This window comes from Flavobacterium sp. N2550 (assembly GCF_025947265.1).
Lineage (GTDB): Bacteria > Bacteroidota > Bacteroidia > Flavobacteriales > Flavobacteriaceae > Flavobacterium > Flavobacterium endophyticum.
Genome location: NZ_CP110007.1, coordinates 1,845,822 through 1,862,634, shown reverse-complemented (window position 1 = coordinate 1,862,634; position 16,813 = coordinate 1,845,822). Strand labels below are relative to the sequence as shown.

Below are 16,813 nucleotides of genomic sequence, written 5' to 3'. Positions count from 1 at the left end.
TATATTTGTTAAACAATATGCATAAAGATATCAAGATTATCGGTTCTGGTTTTTCTGCCTTAGCAGCTTCTTGCTATTTGGCAAAACAGGGCCATACGGTTACCATTTATGAAAAGAATGCGACTATCGGCGGACGAGCAAGGCAATTAAAAAAAGAAGGCTTCACATTTGATATAGGCCCTACGTGGTATTGGATGCCTGATGTTTTTGAGCGGTTCTTTGCTGATTTCGGTAAAAAACCATCCGATTATTATGAGCTTACAAAGCTGTCGCCGGCGTATCGCGTTTATTTCGGAATTAAGGATTTTGTGACCATAGCAGACAATCTCGACGAAATAGCTGCCACGTTTGAAACGATTGAAAAAGGAAGCGCAAAACAATTGAGAAGCTTTATGGCAGAAGCCCAAAGCAATTATGATATCGCCATAAAAGATCTCGTGTATCGCCCAGGAGTTTCGCCCTTAGAATTGATTACGCCCGAAACCGCAAAAAAAATAGGACAGTTCTTTGGAAACATCTCGAAAGATATTCGGAAGCGGTTCAAAAACAAAAAGCTGATCCAGATACTGGAATTTCCGGTATTGTTTTTAGGAGCCAAGCCGTCGGATACGCCTTCTTTCTACAGCTTTATGAATTTTGCCGATTTCGGTTTGGGAACTTGGCATCCGAAAAACGGAATGTATTCGGTGATCTTGGCCATGAAAAAGTTGGCTGAAGAACTCGATGTCGAAATAAATACGAACTGTACGATTGAAAAGATTATCGTTGAAAAAGGAAAAGCCCAAGGACTGATTATCAATGGAGAGAGAATAGCAGCAGATATCATCTTAAGCGGTGCTGATTACCATCATACCGAAACGTTGCTAGATGAAAAAGACCGAGCCTATACAGAAGACTATTGGGCTAAAAAGACTTTTGCTCCTTCTTCGCTCCTATTTTATCTAGGTTTTGATAAGAAAATAGAAAACGTTGAACACCATACGCTGTTTTTCGATGTAGATTTTGACAGGCATGCCGAGGCAATATATGATAATCCGAAATGGCCAGATGAACCGTTGTTTTACGCAAGCTTTCCATCAAAAACCGATATGGAAGCAGCGCCTTTAGGAAAAGAAGCAGGAATATTTTTGATTCCGTTAGCGCCAGGAATTGAAGATAGCGAAGAATTGAGAGCAACTTATTTCGAGAAAATCATGGACCGTTTTGAAAAATTGACGGAACAAAATGTCAGAAATAGTGTTATATTTAAGGAATCCTTTTGTGTCAATGATTTTATAAAGGACTATAATTCGTATAAAGGAAATGCTTACGGATTGGCGAATACGCTTTTTCAGACCGCATTTTTACGCCCAAAACTAAAAAGCCGAAAAGTAAAGAACCTATATTTTACCGGACAGCTTACCGTTCCAGGCCCAGGAGTTCCTCCTGCATTGATTTCGGGGAAATTAGTTTCTGAATTGATTGATAAGAATACAGTATAAAATTGCAAACCACTACCACTCATGAAAGCTATTTTTGACATCATTTCTTTTGAATGCAGCAGGAACGTAACCAAGTCCTACAGTACTTCTTTTGCTACGGCCGTAAAGATGCTTTCGCCTACAATCCGTCAGGACATCTACAATATTTATGGCTTCGTGCGTTTTGCCGATGAAATCGTAGACAGCTTCCATGAGTACGACAAGAATACGCTGTTTGATTTATTCGAAAAAGATCTTTTTCGAGCCTTAGCAGACGGTATCAGCCTGAATCCGGTGCTGAATTCCTTTCAGCATACCGTAAAAAAATACGATATTCCCCTAGACTTAATTAAAGCTTTTTTGGAAAGCATGAAATTGGATCTGGTAAAGACAGAATACAAAACCGTTCAAGAATACGAGGAATACATTTACGGTTCTGCTGATGTCGTGGGATTGATGTGCCTGAAGGTTTTTGTAAAAGGTGACACGGCCAAATACGAAGAACTAAAACAGAGCGCTATGAAATTAGGTTCTGCATTTCAAAAAGTTAATTTTCTGAGAGACTTGAAAGCTGATTTTGAGAATCTGAGCCGTACCTATTTCCCGAATACAAACCTCAACAGGCTTGATGAAGCTTCAAAAAACCAAATTATCGCTGATATCGAAAATGATTTCAAATCCGGCTATGAAGGAATCACAAAATTGCCTTTAGAAGCAAAACTCGGAGTATATACGGCCTACGTCTATTACAAAAAGCTATTGCAGAAGCTAAAGAAAACACCGTCGGCTGAGATAAAAAATGCGCGGATTCGTGTTCCAGATTATGAAAAAATTGGCCTTTTCGCCAAATGCTATTTCAGTTATAAGTTGAATATCATATAAAAGATTTAGTTATGTGGATTCATGTATTCGTTTTCATCCTTACTTTCTGCTTCATGGAATTCATGGCATGGTTCAGCCATAAATACATTATGCACGGCTTTCTTTGGAATCTCCATGCCGACCATCACAAAAAAGATCATGATTCTTGGTTTGAACGGAATGATGCTTTTTTTATCATCTATGCGGTAATCAGCATCATCTTTTTTCTGCTTTGGCAAAATAACATCCTAGAAATCGGATTGGCTATCGGATTGGGCATTTTTGCGTATGGGTGTGCTTATTTCTTGGTACATGATATTTTTATCCACCAAAGGTTCAAGCTGTTCAGGAATGCCAACAACAGCTATGCAAGAGCCGTGAGAAGGGCGCACAAAATGCACCACAAACATATCGGCAAAGAAGAAGGAGAATGTTTTGGCATGCTCATAGTTCCCTTTAAATATTTCAAGCAAGAGTTTCGTAAAAAATAAAAAAGCGACCAGATTTTGATCGCTTTTTTCATTAACTAACTACTAACCTAATTTAATTGGGTACCATCTTTTGCAATGGCTTTAGCTGCTCGATATCCAGATCTGCTTTCTTTAGAACAGAAAGCATTGTCATGATAGACGTCGGTGTCATATTATCTCCAAGAACCCTCACTACCGCAAAGCCAGCGTCATTTTTATTTGCAAAAAGCACAAACTCGTCAATCGCATCGTCTTTGCCGACAAAATAAACAGCACCGCCTTCTTTCCCAGAATTGACTTTAATCAGTTCCTGGTACTTTTCGTTTTTCAAGATGCCTTTGATTTTGGTACGTTCAGTCTCAAATTTAGCCGGATTCTTTTCATCCGCCTTGAAAGCCAAAATGTTCATCTTTTTCAAAGTCTCAAGCGCCGCATTTTCTTCAGAAGTTACTTTTGCTTTATTCAACTTTAGTATATCTGTCGTAAGATCAAGAGCAATAAAGTCTTTCGATTCGGTATTCTCTACAAAATATTGCTGCAATGTTGGCTCTGAGTTGCAGCTTGCCAACAGGAGGCATAAAACTGCAAGTAGTGAAAATCTTTTCATAGTCTGATTATTTTGGACCTTTCGATCCTTTTGGTCCTTTAGAACCTTTTAATCCTTTTTTTAGGGCATCTCCGCCAGGAAGATTGTCTGTCAATGCCGAAACATCATTAAGGTCGAAATCTCCTTTCAAGGACATCAAAACAGTTTCGTCTTTGCCTCCGCCTTCGATAAACATCAGCAGCTCCTTAACTTTGGTCGCGCTTCCGCCTGATTTGACATAAATCCTGATGTTTTTGCCACCGTCGTTCACTCTCATGAGCTCTTCCAGCGCAGCAGATTTAAGATACTTGCTTGAAGTCAGTTTCATATCAGAAGTTATTTTCGGGCTCGATGTCACGAAGACCCTCAAATTATCAAGCTTTTTGACAAGGCTCATGTATTGCTGCGCCTCTTTGTCGTTGGACTTGACACTTCCCATCATTTCAAACATTTTTTTGTTTACGATAACTGCTGTCACTTCATCGAGCCCATCATACTTATCGAAAGCTGACTGCGCAAAAAACACGGACGGCATTAATGCTAGGACTACTGTTATTAAAAACTTCTTCATTTTAGTTGTATTTACTTATTTTGTATGCACTTTTTATTTAGACAGACCGTCTAAGTTGCTCAAGTCGATATCTCCAGTCAGCGAAATTAAGACAGTTTCATCACCTTTCCTATCGCCGCCTTCTATAAACATAAGCAATTCTTTTACTTTAGAGGATGAATTGCCTGATTTCATATAAATCTGCACATTCTTTCCTTTGTCATTCACTCGTACTAATTCTTCCAGAGATTCTTTTTTTCTGTAAGCATCAAAAGCTGTTTTCATTTCTGCCGCTTTTTTGATGCTTGAAGTCGAGAACATTTTGAAATTATCAATCTTGTCAGCCATCTTCATGTATTTTGCCACTTCTTTTTCTTTCACGTCGGTCTTGATTTCTCCAAGCATCTCGAATGCTTTTTTATTCACTACTACAGATGTAATGTCATCTTGACCGTCGAATTTATCAAATGCTGATTGTCCAAAAAATAAGGCTGGAACTAAGGCTAAAGCTAGGGTAACTATAAATTTTGTCATTTTTTCTAATTTTTAAATATTAAATCTTTTGAATCTTGGTACTCTTTAACGTATTGCATGCTTTCAACGCCTACATTCACGTTCTTTGACAACAGGTTCAGTGCTTTTTGGGTTTCCTCAAATGCCTTTTCAGGATCATTATAGGTACCTAAATCTTCACTTTGATTGATGCTTCGATTGTAGAATGTAAACATTCCCAGCAAAATCACAACAGATGCTGCAATAGAAAGCCACGCCACTTTTTGTGTCTTAGATTTTAGTGGAATCTTTTGCTCAAACTTTTGCTCTTTCGCTGAAGAGAAATAGCCAAACATTGCCTTATACTGTTCCAGATGCTGCGCAACATCTGCAGACGAAAAATAAAGTTTTAATTCATTTTCCTCGGCAATAGAGGTTTCTCCCTCAAAGTATTTTTCTAATAATAATTCTATTCTGTTTTCTTTTCTATCCAATTCCATAACTGTGTGTTTTTGTCATAAATTCTCTAATCGTCTTCCTTGCTCTTGAAAGCGCAACTCGCACTGCGGTTTCATTCATATCCATCATTTTGGCAATTTCTTCAAATTCATATTGTTCAATATCCCGAAACTGAACGATCATCCTTTGCTGTTCGGGCAACTCGTTGATAATCTTTTCGACCCAGGTTAAGCTGTCTGAATCTTCAAGCTGTTGCTGCATCAAGGGCTGCCGGTCTGTAAAATTATTATGCACGATCTGCAGGTTTCCGGCTCTTTTTGATTTCAATTGGTCTAAGCAATAATTTTTTGTAATTGTCATGGCAAAGGCTTCAACGCTGTTGTATTTGTCCAATCCCTGTTTCTTATCCCAAAGCTTGACCAAAACTTCTTGTGTCGCATCTTCAGCTTCTTCTGTGCTAACGAGCAATCGCTTTGCCAGCCTAAAGACTTTATCCTTAAAAGGAGCTATAAGATTTACAAACTCAACTTGGTTCATTGTGACGTTTTAATTGGTCGGTTATATAATCAAGACGAAGCACTTTATTTTTTGTTACAATAAAAATTGAAAATAAGACTAAAACCTCTAAATTTACGTTAATAAAAATTACGACCTCTATAAGATACCGTATTTATGAAAAAGAAATTCAGCCTTGCAATCCTTTTATTCATTGGGTTTTCTACCTTTTTTGCCTGTCAAGATGACCTTGACGACATCGAAGTTCCAACCGAATTAAAAATTAACGATTTTATCTGGAAAGGATTAAATTTATATTATTACTGGCAAGCAGATGTACCGGATTTGTCAGATAGCCGATTTGCCAATCAAGGCGAATTGAATGCTTTTCTTTATAATCACGAATCGCCAGAAGATTTGTTCTACGGCTTATTGAACAATTATCCAACTACAGACCGATTCAGCGTCATTTTTAGTGATTATACCGTTTTAGAAGGCGTCTTGACCGGAAATACATCCAACAACGGAGTCGATTACCAATTATTAAGAAAATCAGAAGGCTCTAACGAAGTTTTCGGCTGGGTACGTTATATCATTCCAAACTCCGATGCGGCTTCTAAAGACATTCACCGCGGCGATATCTTCTACGCCGTGAACGGAACTCCGCTGACCGTTTCTAATTATAGAGATTTGCTTGCCGATCAGACCTACACTTTAAATCTGGCGGATTATGACGGCGGAAACATCACGCCAAATTCGCGTTCGGTGGCCTTGACAAAGACTACCATTGCAGAAAATCCGATCTTGATCAATAAAGTCCTTACCTATGACACGCATAAAATAGGCTACCTATTATATAATGGTTTTTATGGGGAATACGACACGAACCTGAATGCTGCATTCGGGCAGTTCAGGACGGAAGGCGTAACCGATTTGGTTTTGGACTTACGCTATAATTCTGGAGGTGCTGTCAAGTCTGCGGCCTATCTTGCCAGCATGATTACGGGACAATTTAACGGACAGGTTTTTGCAAAACAGCAATGGAATGCCAAAATCGAAGATTACTTTGCCGATAATGACCCAGAGCAGTTGATCAACCGATTCTCAAACAGTATCGGAAACAGCCCGATCAACAGCTTGAATCTTACTAAAGTATATGTGCTGACTTCTAAAAGCACGGCTTCGGCGAGCGAATTGGTTATCAACGGACTGAAGCCGCACATCGAGGTTGTACAAATCGGCGATGTAACGACTGGAAAAAATGTCGGTTCGGTTACCTTATATGATTCGCCATCCTTTGGAAAACAAGGACGTACTAATCGCCATAAATATGCCATGCAGCCAATCTGCTTTAAGATTGTAAACTCGACTGGATTCGGCGATTACCAAAACGGACTGACTCCAACAACTCCATTCGTTGAAAATCTTGGAAACTTAGGAGTGCTTGGCGATGCGACAGAACCTCTTTTGAGTACAGCTATTGCTCAAATTACAGGTGTTGGCAGAAGAACCATGCAGCATCCGGATAAAGTCTACGAACACTTTAAAGACAGGAAGTCGATGCAGCGCTTCGGTACTGAAATGTATATCGACAAAGTTCCGGATGGAATCACAGACTTCTTTAAATTCTAAATTCATCATTTATACCAAATAAAAAGGCTTCCGTTTGGAAGCCTTTTTAGTATGCAATTATAATCGATCAGTTAACGATCAATCGTTCGTTACTCTTTTTGGTTCCGTGTATTATTTCGACAATGTAAACGCCTTTGTTCAATTCTGAAACCGGTATACCTTCCTGAGTTTGTATGTTTTTTTGAAACACCATCCTTCCCGAAATATCATAGATTGTTATCAAAGCTGCTTCTTGCAGATTGCCAATATAGAATTTTTCAGAAGCCGGATTCGGATACAAGCGAAGGTCTTTCCTTGAAGGATTCTGTACTCCCAAAGTCGCTTGGTTGATAACACCTACCCCATCGAGATCAAATCCTCCCGAATTAAAAGGCGTCGGAAAAGAATCGTTCACGACATTACCAAAGCTATCGTAGGTCGCATACAAAGGATCGATAGACCCTACGACATCAATAATCTTTACGTGGGTAATAGTGTTCTTGTCCAACAACGGGCTGTTCGGAATATCACTCAAATCAAAAGGCACGCCTTTGCTTCCGTATTTCCCAGCAAGGTTGTTGAGATAAGGTGCCGAAGGGGTTCCAAAGCTGCCGATCTGCGTGGTTGTCTGCGTTTCGCTATGGGCTGGAAACCTGAAAAAATGAATCCCGTCGGAACTTACTTCTACAAAACCGAGTTCCAAGAATGCGGGGCCGCTGTTTTCAAAAACAGCAAAGTCAAATCCTGGTCCGTTAATGATCGGCAGTTCAAATGTCAAGATGGCGCTGCCTTCGTCTCCCAAGCTTACGATGCTTCCCGTTGCAGGCCCTATCGCATTTTCTGGAACGCCTACAGAAGCTCTGTTACTTCCAGCTACAACAAGACTCGGGTTTGCCTTATTCACATAGCCTCTTTCTACCGTAGCGCCTGTTGCCCAGGCCACAAAAAGCGGACTGCTCGGCTCCATGGCGGTTGATCCGGCGATGCCGGCCGCAGGAGCATACGATTGGCCATTGGCTGCCACCGATATCAGGAAAGCAAAAGACAGGAATCGTTTCATTTATCTTTTTATTATTTTTTGGACGCTTCTTACGTTATCGATCGTAATTTCTACGACATACATTCCCGGATTTAATTCTGAAATAGCAACTCCAGAAACGGCATATGCTTGATTTTTAACCAATCTTCCAGACATGTCATACATTTTTATTGTAGCAGGGTGGTCGGTGTTGATGTAAAATTGATCTGTAGCTGGATTCGGATAAAGCGCAATATCGAGTTTGGTGTGCTCTCCTGTTCCCAAATTGCTATCCACAGCTTTAAGGAAAGCGTTTGGCAATTTGCCGACCGTATAGGTGTTTAGCAAGGCGCCATCTGTTGTAGAATGCACATATACCTTACCGTCTGCTACATAATTGACCGCATCGCCTACATAAATCTTGTTGTTGATGATTTCCATGCCGTAGATGCCGTATAGGTTCTGTGGAGGCAGTGTAAAGAAAGGCGTTGTAGGCACTATGTTTGACGTTGTCGTTGCTTTAAAAACATCGGCATCGATACCATAATACATATCAGTACCGTCTATTTTCAAGTTTGAAGGATGTTCTTGCGGAAAATCCACCTGCCCTATCACCGTATTTGTTGTCGTATTGATCTTGACTAAAGCACCGTAAGTTTCAGTTCCGGCCCAGCTAGGCTTTCCGCCGCAAAGAACATATAAGATGCCGTCTTTTTCTACCATCGAATTAGGCACGTCTCCCACTTGGATCGTTTGCTCTAATGTATTGGTTGTCGGATTGATTACAGAAACGGTATTGCCATAACCATAACCTCCTTGGTGCGCCACATACAGCTTTCCGTTGATTTCTAAGATTCTCTCCACGCCTTCAGGCAAAGCAATATTGGCTTCAATCGTATTGTTAGAAAGGTTGATTACGGCCACATAATCATCGGTCGCGCTTCCTCCGCTTCCCCAATTGGTCACGTATCCTTTCCCGTTGCTAAAAGCAATATATCTAGGATTGTTAAGTCCTGTGCTGATAGTGGCCACATATTGGAACGTTTCTTTATTGACGATTTTGATGGTATTGGAAATATTTACCACGATATAAGCGTAGTCGCCATTAACGTTGATGCTTTGCGCAGTATCGCCCAGAGCTCCAGAAGTAGGATTTACGGTTGCATAAATATTGTTCTGCAGGTTTCCTGTATTTGAAAGAAAAGAAACCGAAGCGTTATTAGAGCCTGCGCCTCCTTCATTAAGAATAAATGCGCCGTCATTAAAGGTTTGGCCTACAGCAGGCAGGCTGGAAAGAGATAATAAGCTTACTACAAGAAAGCCGTAAAGTTGTTTCATGAGATTGGATTAAATAAATTGAATTGTTAGTTAAAATAAAAACCGTTTGGACCTACTCCTACTGCAACAGGATTTAATAAAGTACCTGTTGTTGAATAGATGTAAATTTGGCTGTCTGAAGAAAAATCTCCGCCATCAGCAATGTAAATTTTGCCATCGTTTACCGCAAAACCATACATTCTGCCGTATAGTGATTGCGATTCATACGTGAGCAATGGAACCGTAGGCGCTGCTGCTGCATTGGCTGCCATCGTAAAAACAGCCGTATCGACCGTATAGTAAATTTTATTGTCTTCGACATTCAGGTTTCTTGCTCCAGCCGAAGTCGCTGCTGCTACCGTAATCGGCGTGCCTACGACCGTATTGGTAGAGAGGTTGATTTTTGCCAGCTTTTCAGAACCCAGAACATATAAGGTTCCGTTTTCTTCTTCAAATGCGTTAGGGCTAAATCCTAATGGAATTGTTGTTTCGATACTATTTGTAGCTGGATTAAAAACAGTTACAGAGGTACCGCTGCCGAAGTAGCCGTTCATAATGTAGATCTTGCCGTTTTCTTCTATGATTTTTTCCGACCAATTGTTCATCGCCACTCGGCTTGTCGTATAGTTTGAAAGATCAATTACGGTAAGGAAATCATCGGAACCTACTTCATAATTATCGTAATTGGTCACATAAGCTTTGCCATTCACCACTACGCCATATCTTGGACTCCTAAAATCAGTGCTGATAGTTGCGATAAACTTAAACGTATAACGGTCTACTACTGTAATCTTATTGGCTAAACCCGAAATGATAAAAGCTCTTGTATCATCAAAAAACATAGACTGGAGCAAGGTGCCCATTTCTGCGGCTTCTGGATTGACATTTCTAAAAACGTCCTGTTCTACGGCACCTGAATTGCTGATAAAAGTGACAGAGCTTGTGGTAATGGTAGAATTTCCTTCGTTCAATACAAAAACTCCATCATCATAATCGCCGAGCGACTCATTTGACGAATTATCATCACTGCTACAGGAAGCCAAGAAAAGCGAGCTTGCGAACAGCATTACAAAAATTCTATTGAACTTTTTCATATTTAAAAATTTAAGGTTAGATACATATTAAAATTGCGTCCCGGCAAATACCGGCTTTCGACGCTGGCATACTTTTCATCCAGAAGGTTCAGTACTTGAAAGCCTAGAATACAAGAATTCTTTTTGCCAAAGTCATAATGGAGAGAAGCATTGCTTACCAAATAAGCGTCGATGTTATATCTGGAATTGTTGTCGGATCTTGTAAAGACTTCGCCGTTATACAACAGCTGGTAGTCGGCCGACAGCTTCTTCCAAGAATAGCTTAACGAAGAAGTAGCTTTGTGATACGGTACATAAATCAATTGCTTCTTTTTTTCCATGTCTTCCGAAACCGTATAGCCGTAGGTCCCGTTCAGCATCACATGATGGTTTCCGAAGTTTTTGCTCCAGCTTACGATTGCTTCCCCTCCATACGTCCTTACTTTGTTAGTATTTTGCGGCGACCAGTTCGAACCGTTCGGAATCCAGCGGAGCATGTCCTTGATATCGATATAATACCCTGTCAGGGTGATCTTGAAAGTATTGAAACGGAACTCATTGCCCAATTCAGCTTGGTATGACGATTCGGGTTTTAAGTTTTCATTTCCTCCCGGCTGCCAGTACAAGTCATTGAATGTCGGCACCCTAAAGTTTTTAGAACCGTTAAGTTTCAAGGTATAAAAATCAGCCGCTTTCCAGCTCGTCCCTAAAGAAAACAGGAGCGGACTTTTGTAATTATTCGTAAATTCTTTCCTAAGGCTTGCTTCATACAAGAACTTTTTCGTCAGGTTGTGCTTCAACAACAAGCTGGCCGAACCAATGTTTCGCTGTTCGTTTTTGATGTCAGAACCCTTTCCTTTGTTCTGCGTGTAATCTAAAATCGCATTCAGCTGAATGGCATCAGTAGCTTGAAAGGCAAGGTCGTACTTCCCGATATAGGTTTTTACCTCGCCAAAGGTGTAAGACTCCGAATCGATATTGTCGAAGTATTTATATTTTTCGCTCAGGGCGCCGACTTTTACTTTGGAAACAAACCGTCCAAAAAAGCTGTCCCATTCCAACAGGTTCCTTGTATTCAGGTCTTGGTATTTGGTCTTGATTTCCGAAGGAAAGATGAGCGAAAAATGCCTTTCCCCGTCAAACACATAGCTGTATAATTTCAGGAAATTGTTATCGTTGATCTTATACCCAATTGCCGCATTCATGCTGGTATTGTAATATTGGCCGTTCAGGTTTTTGTCGTCAGAATCCACATAATCATAGTCGTTGTCGGAGCTGTTTCTGGAAATGCTGACCTGCGCGCTGAATTTTCCGTCAGACGCATCGAGCTTGTAATTGCCTCCAAACGTATTGAAACTGCCGTAGTTGAGACGGAGCGAGTTTGAAAAATGATCCTCAAACTTCACGGTATTGTTCAGGTGGATACTGCCTCCGATGGCACTGCTCCCGTAAATAGAACTTCCGCCGCCTGCCCTTACGGATATGCTGTTGAAATCCCTTGTGCTAATCGTATTAAAATCAGTCTGTCCGTTGAGTTGCGAATTAATGTTGATTCCGTTCCAGACCACGGCGGTCTGCTGGGCGGTCGTTCCTCTAAACGAAGGCGAAGACACCATCCCCAAGCCATTTTCCTTGAAATAAATTACGGTATTGTAATTCAGCAGCGAGGTAAGCGAAGCTTGGTTTTTGTTGATGATGGAATCGGACAGTTTTAGCACCGACTGGGAATCCGAATAATTTTTAAGCTGCAGATCCGAAATCTCCACAACCTCTAAATGATGGATGCTGTCGTGCTGTGCCAATGCAGATTGGCAGATGCTGAAAAGCAAAAACAGGTATAGTTTTTTAAAAGTCATAATTTCGAAACCTTTTTCCCGAAGGCTTGATAATTGTTAAGAAAAAAGGCAGGTCTCCTGGCTTGCGTCTTGCTGTTTACCTTCCCATCCGCCGAGCGGACAGTGGTTTGTAGATAACAGCAAGCTGGATAGCTTACAGTTGCGGGAACAGCTTTGGTCTTGAACCAAATTCCCTTTTAATGTGATTATAAAATACCAATCACAACCTTAATTCGAGTGCAAATATACTATAAGTTCTATATTTTCTCCTGATTTCCTAAATATTTATATATTTACATACATCATAAAACTATCAATTATGAAGAGAATACTACTTTTTTTGCTGGTTCCGATGCTATCCTTTGCGCAAAACACAGGAATTGAAATGCTATTGGTAAACCCTGATGTCGGAACTCCTTCGTCTTATTGGGGCGCCCGTACTTCAAACGATTCTGGGTTGAACGCTATTTTACAGTCACATGCCGTAATAGCCTATACACTGAAACTTGGAAATCCTTATTACGAATACGACACCAAAACGGTGCAGATCCAATGTGCCGACTGCAATCTCAATGCGCTCAAGGCCGATCTAGAAGCCTATTCTTCGGTAGTCACAAAAGCTACGCTGGCAAGCCCTGCCTATTTTATAAACAATTTGTCGGTCATGTTACGAAACGCAGCAGCAGGAACGTCTACCGGAACGGTCATGAACATCGCTACTACCAATGATTCTGGGTTGAACCAGATTTTTCAAAACTTTAATGTGCGATCGTATGATATCTATGGGGATCTCAACCATTATAAATTAAGATGCGATTGCGATAACACATTGCTAAAAGCGGCTTTAGACAATTACGATACTATTGTCCTAACTACAGATTTTTTTAACGCTGCCTATCTTTTAAGCAACCAAGACTTTAAAAACCCGAAACCTAAAATTTATCCGAATCCTTTCACCTCCAGCTTTCAGATCGAAACAGGGGCGGTTGTTTCCAACTATTCGCTCTATGATATTTCCGGAAAACTTTTGATTTCTACCGATTCTAAAGCCAAGCTAGACAATCATTCCAGCCTGATTTCAAGCGGTGCTTATCTTTTAAAACTAACGTTTGACAACCAAGAGAATTACACCCAAAAATTGATTAAGATCTAGTCAAGAAAGCCATGCTGTCATCAGCAGTTTTTAGGTTGATATGTAGTTACTTCCTAGTGTCGTGCCTAGTTTTCATGTTTATGTAAACTCACTTTATGTTGTCATAAACAGTTTTCATGTTGCCGTGAACATGATTCATGCTGTCGTACATAGTTTTTAGCTTGCATCAAACTTACTTCATGTTATCATGAACAGTTTTCATCTTGCATTGAATATGATTCAAGATGTCGTACATAGTTTTTAGGTTGCATTACACTCACTTTATGTTGTCGTAAATAGTTTTCATGTTGCATTGAACATTATTCATGCTGTCGTACATGGTTTTCAGCCCCATAAAAACAAGGCTAAAAACTGCAGTTTTCAGCTGCCCTAAAATCATCGCAATCCAAAAATCATAAAAACTGATGTCGGTTCAAGACAATAACTTTTATCTTTGCGGTCTTCACAAAAACTTTTTTATGAAACCAATTCTTTCAAGATACACTCTATTTCTGTTTTTAGTTTTTGCTATTGGATGCAAAAAAAATGAAGAAAATACGACTATAGCTGCAGCAAAAATCACGAATGCTATCCGTTATGCCAAAGGCTTCGAGCTGTATAAATATGAAGGATATTCTACCGTAAAAGTCTCTAATCCATGGCCCGATGCCAACAAGACCTTTACTTATGTATTGCACAAAAAGGGCGTTGCCATACCCGACAGCCTAAAAAATTATATCGCCGTACAAGTGCCGATAAAAAACATAGTCGTTACCTCAACGACGCACATTCCTTCGCTAGAAATGCTGGGCGTAGAAAATACGCTGCTCGGCTTTCCGAATACTGAGTATATTTCTTCCGAAAAAACTCGAAAGCTGATCGATGCCGGAAAAGTAAAGGAAGTAGGCGAAAACCAATTGCTCAATACGGAAGTGCTGATTGATCTCGCTCCCGATGCCATCGTCGGATACAGCAGTAGCAGCGATACCAAAGCCTATGACAATCTTGAAAAAAGCGGCCTCAAGATTTTGTTTAACGGCGACTGGACCGAAGAATCGCCTTTGGGAAAAGCGGAATGGATCAAATTCTTTGGAGCCTTGTATGGCTTAGACGAAAAGGCCGAACAGCTATTTTCTGAGGTCGAGACGGCCTATAAAGAAGCTTCTGAACTGGCCAAAAAAGTAACGACTAGGCCTACGGTGCTTAGCGGCGCTATCTACAAAGGGCAATGGTACATGCCGCGCGGTAACAGCTGGGCGTCCTTGTTCTTGAAAGATGCGAATGCCGATTATCTTTGGGCCGATACCGAAGGAACTGGCAGCTTGTCGCTATCGTTCGAAACGGTTCTGGAAAAGGCCGAAAACGTAGATTTCTGGGTCGGGCCAGCGCAGTTCACTACCTTTAAGGAAATGACCGACAGCAATCCGAATTACGCTTATTTCAAAGCTTTTAAAGATAAAAACGTTTATTCCTTCAGCAGTAAAAAGGGAAAGACGGGCGGACTATTGTATTATGAATTGGCGCCCAACCGTCCGGACCTGATATTGAAAGACCTTATCAAGATATTGCATCCCGAAATCCTGCCCGATTATGAGCTGTACTTTTTTGAAAAACTGAAATAACAAGCCATTGCATCAAAACAGTCGAAATAGGATTCTTTTCACGGCACTGCTCCTTTCTCTTGCAGTGTGTTTTCTGCTGAACATCAGCCTGGGTTCGGTGCATATTCCGATTGAAGACATTGCCAGTTCCCTTTCGGGAGGCCAGGCCAGCAAAAACTCTTGGGAAATTATCATTTGGAATTACCGCCTGCCGAAAGCCCTTACCGCCATTCTTGTCGGCATGGGACTGTCCATCAGCGGACTGTTGATGCAGACCCTATTTCGCAATCCACTAGCCGGTCCTGATGTATTGGGATTGAGCTCGGGAGCCAGCATGGGTGTTGCTTTTGTGATTTTGGGCGCTGGCTTATTGCCTCCTTTTTTAAGCAGTTTCTTTCTTTCTCCCTACGGAATCGTACTTGCTTCGTGTATTGGCAGCCTTATTGTCTTGGCCGCCGTCTTGGTCGTTTCCCAAAAGCTTCGCAATACTATGGCCATCTTGATCGTGGGCTTGATGTTCGGAAGCTTTACCAATGCCATCATAGGCGTGCTCTCCTATTTCAGTACTGCAGAAGAACTGCAGAAGTTTACCTTCTGGTCTTTAGGAAGCTTGGGCAACCAGCCTTGGTCGAATATCCTTGTGCTTTCGATTTGTTGCTGTATCGGACTGCTGTTGAGCGCCTTGTGCATCAAGCCTCTAAATGCCCTGCTCTTGGGCGAGCGCTATGCGAAAAGCTTGGGAATCAATTTCAAGAAGACACGACTCGCCATCATCCTAGCCACCAGCTTATTGGCAGGCAGCATCACCGCTTTTGCCGGACCGATTGCGTTTATAGGATTGGCCGTGCCGCACATTGCTAAAATGATCTTTCAGACCAGCAGCCACTATATCCTCTTTTGGGGCACCCTGCTTCTCGGTGCTACCATCTTACTGATCTGCGACACCGTTTCGCAGATGCCGGGCAATGATTTTACGCTGCCGATAAATGCCATCACCTCTATTATCGGAGCCCCGATTGTCGTCTGGCTTCTGGTACGCAAACGAAAATTCATGATATGATGGAAACAGGACAAACGATACTATCGGCTACAGCACTAAGCATCGGCTATTCTTCCAAGAAAGGGAAAAATGGCATCGCTTCTGACATCCATCTGGATTTGAAATCGGGAACGCTGACGGCTTTGATCGGCGCGAACGGAATCGGAAAGTCTACCCTCTTGCGCACGCTGACCGGAATACAAAAAGCACTTTCTGGAAACGTAGTCTTGAACGGAAAAAGCATCGAAAGCTATAGCCCGATTCAACTGGCGCAGCAATTGAGCATCGTATTGACCGAAAGCTTGCCGCCCAGCAACCTGACCGTCTTTGAATTGGTCGCTTTGGGAAGGCAGCCGTATACGAATTGGATCGGAAAGCTTACGACAGAAGATCTCGAAAAGATACAGGAAGCCATGAGCCTGACGCAAATCACGCATCTGGCACAGAAAAAACATTACGAGATCAGCGACGGACAGTTGCAAAAAGTATTGGTGGCAAGAGCCTTGGCGCAGAACACGCCCCTGATTATCTTAGACGAACCGACGACGCATTTGGATTTGCTTCATAAAGTTTCGCTTTTGAAACTGCTAAAAAAGCTAGCCTCTGAAACAAAGAAGTGCATCTTGTTTTCGACACACGACTTGGATCTGGCACTGCAATTAAGCGACGAGATGATCGTAATGAACTCGAAGCAAACCGTGCAGGACACGCCCCCGAATCTTATCCACAATGGAATATTGAATTCTTTATTTGAAGACGAAAACATCTTTTTTGATGCCGACAAGGCTAAATTTATTCTTAAAAACTTATAAAA

Annotated in this window: 17 protein-coding genes and 1 riboswitch; of the genes, 8 read left to right on the top strand and 9 right to left on the bottom strand. The window is 41.3% G+C overall.

What is annotated here, in order from left to right:
• The first annotated feature begins 17 nt into the window (after positions 1-17).
• Genes OLM56_RS08180 through OLM56_RS08170 form a run of 3 tightly spaced genes read left to right on the top strand, consistent with a single transcriptional unit; the run spans position 18 to position 2,812 of the window.
• Positions 18-1,481, top strand: a complete 1,464-nt coding sequence (locus OLM56_RS08180) for a phytoene desaturase family protein (protein WP_264528948.1) — start codon at positions 18-20, stop codon at positions 1,479-1,481.
• Between the two features lie 21 nt (positions 1,482-1,502).
• Complete coding sequence (locus OLM56_RS08175) at positions 1,503-2,342, top strand: phytoene/squalene synthase family protein (protein WP_121377522.1); 840 nt, start codon at positions 1,503-1,505, stop codon at positions 2,340-2,342.
• An 11-nt stretch (positions 2,343-2,353) separates the two neighbouring features.
• A complete protein-coding gene (locus OLM56_RS08170) occupies positions 2,354-2,812 on the top strand; it encodes a sterol desaturase family protein (protein ID WP_264528947.1) in 459 nt (152 codons plus the stop codon).
• A gap of 52 nt (positions 2,813-2,864) precedes the next feature.
• Here OLM56_RS08170 and OLM56_RS08165 read toward each other — a convergent pair whose 3' ends face one another.
• The 5 genes from OLM56_RS08165 to OLM56_RS08145 are packed head-to-tail and all read right to left on the bottom strand — an operon-like array spanning position 2,865 to position 5,415.
• Positions 2,865-3,398 (bottom strand): DUF4252 domain-containing protein, encoded by a 534-nt coding sequence (locus OLM56_RS08165; protein ID WP_264528946.1) that lies wholly within the window; start codon positions 3,396-3,398, stop codon positions 2,865-2,867.
• A 7-nt stretch (positions 3,399-3,405) separates the two neighbouring features.
• The gene (locus OLM56_RS08160) at positions 3,406-3,948 is read right to left on the bottom strand and encodes a DUF4252 domain-containing protein (RefSeq protein WP_121377525.1); all 543 of its coding nucleotides are present in this window, start codon (positions 3,946-3,948) and stop codon (positions 3,406-3,408) included.
• 33 nt (positions 3,949-3,981) lie between these two features.
• Positions 3,982-4,461, bottom strand: a complete 480-nt coding sequence (locus OLM56_RS08155; RefSeq protein WP_182494551.1) for a DUF4252 domain-containing protein — start codon at positions 4,459-4,461, stop codon at positions 3,982-3,984.
• A gap of 5 nt (positions 4,462-4,466) precedes the next feature.
• Positions 4,467-4,919 (bottom strand): hypothetical protein, encoded by a 453-nt coding sequence (locus tag OLM56_RS08150; RefSeq protein ID WP_121377527.1) that lies wholly within the window; start codon positions 4,917-4,919, stop codon positions 4,467-4,469.
• A complete protein-coding gene (locus tag OLM56_RS08145; protein ID WP_121377528.1) occupies positions 4,906-5,415 on the bottom strand; it encodes an RNA polymerase sigma factor in 510 nt (169 codons plus the stop codon). Before OLM56_RS08145 ends, OLM56_RS08150 begins: the two co-directional genes overlap by 14 nt.
• Before the next feature lie 135 nt (positions 5,416-5,550).
• Between OLM56_RS08145 and OLM56_RS08140 the strand changes: the two genes are divergently transcribed.
• A complete protein-coding gene (locus tag OLM56_RS08140) occupies positions 5,551-7,005 on the top strand; it encodes a S41 family peptidase (protein WP_264528945.1) in 1,455 nt (484 codons plus the stop codon).
• A gap of 67 nt (positions 7,006-7,072) precedes the next feature.
• On the opposite strand, the gene OLM56_RS08135 is transcribed toward OLM56_RS08140, so the two are convergent.
• From OLM56_RS08135 to OLM56_RS08120, 4 genes are read right to left on the bottom strand one after another with little or no spacing between them, the layout of a single operon-like run.
• Positions 7,073-8,044, bottom strand: a complete 972-nt coding sequence (locus OLM56_RS08135) for a T9SS type A sorting domain-containing protein (protein WP_264528944.1) — start codon at positions 8,042-8,044, stop codon at positions 7,073-7,075.
• The gene (locus OLM56_RS08130; protein WP_264528943.1) at positions 8,045-9,340 is read right to left on the bottom strand and encodes a T9SS type A sorting domain-containing protein; all 1,296 of its coding nucleotides are present in this window, start codon (positions 9,338-9,340) and stop codon (positions 8,045-8,047) included.
• Between the two features lie 26 nt (positions 9,341-9,366).
• Positions 9,367-10,413, bottom strand: coding sequence for a DUF5074 domain-containing protein (locus OLM56_RS08125; protein ID WP_264528942.1), 1,047 nt, complete (start codon positions 10,411-10,413; stop codon positions 9,367-9,369).
• 2 nt (positions 10,414-10,415) lie between these two features.
• Complete coding sequence (locus OLM56_RS08120) at positions 10,416-12,248, bottom strand: TonB-dependent receptor plug domain-containing protein (RefSeq protein ID WP_264528941.1); 1,833 nt, start codon at positions 12,246-12,248, stop codon at positions 10,416-10,418.
• Positions 12,249-12,277: 29 nt separating this feature from the next.
• Positions 12,278-12,473: riboswitch (cobalamin riboswitch) on the bottom strand.
• A 73-nt stretch (positions 12,474-12,546) separates the two neighbouring features.
• Between OLM56_RS08120 and OLM56_RS08115 the strand changes: the two genes are divergently transcribed.
• The 4 genes from OLM56_RS08115 to OLM56_RS08100 all read left to right on the top strand — a co-directional run bounded on the left by OLM56_RS08115 (position 12,547) and on the right by OLM56_RS08100 (position 16,811).
• Positions 12,547-13,380, top strand: a complete 834-nt coding sequence (locus tag OLM56_RS08115) for a T9SS type A sorting domain-containing protein (protein WP_264528940.1) — start codon at positions 12,547-12,549, stop codon at positions 13,378-13,380.
• A 458-nt stretch (positions 13,381-13,838) separates the two neighbouring features.
• On the top strand, positions 13,839-14,981 hold the full coding sequence (locus OLM56_RS08110) for an ABC transporter substrate-binding protein (protein WP_264528939.1): 1,143 nt from the start codon (positions 13,839-13,841) through the stop codon (positions 14,979-14,981).
• Between the two features lie 7 nt (positions 14,982-14,988).
• Positions 14,989-16,020 (top strand): FecCD family ABC transporter permease, encoded by a 1,032-nt coding sequence (locus OLM56_RS08105; RefSeq protein WP_121377536.1) that lies wholly within the window; start codon positions 14,989-14,991, stop codon positions 16,018-16,020.
• Positions 16,020-16,811, top strand: coding sequence for an ABC transporter ATP-binding protein (locus OLM56_RS08100; RefSeq protein ID WP_264529003.1), 792 nt, complete (start codon positions 16,020-16,022; stop codon positions 16,809-16,811). Before OLM56_RS08105 ends, OLM56_RS08100 begins: the two co-directional genes overlap by 1 nt.
• Positions 16,812-16,813 lie beyond the last annotated feature (2 nt).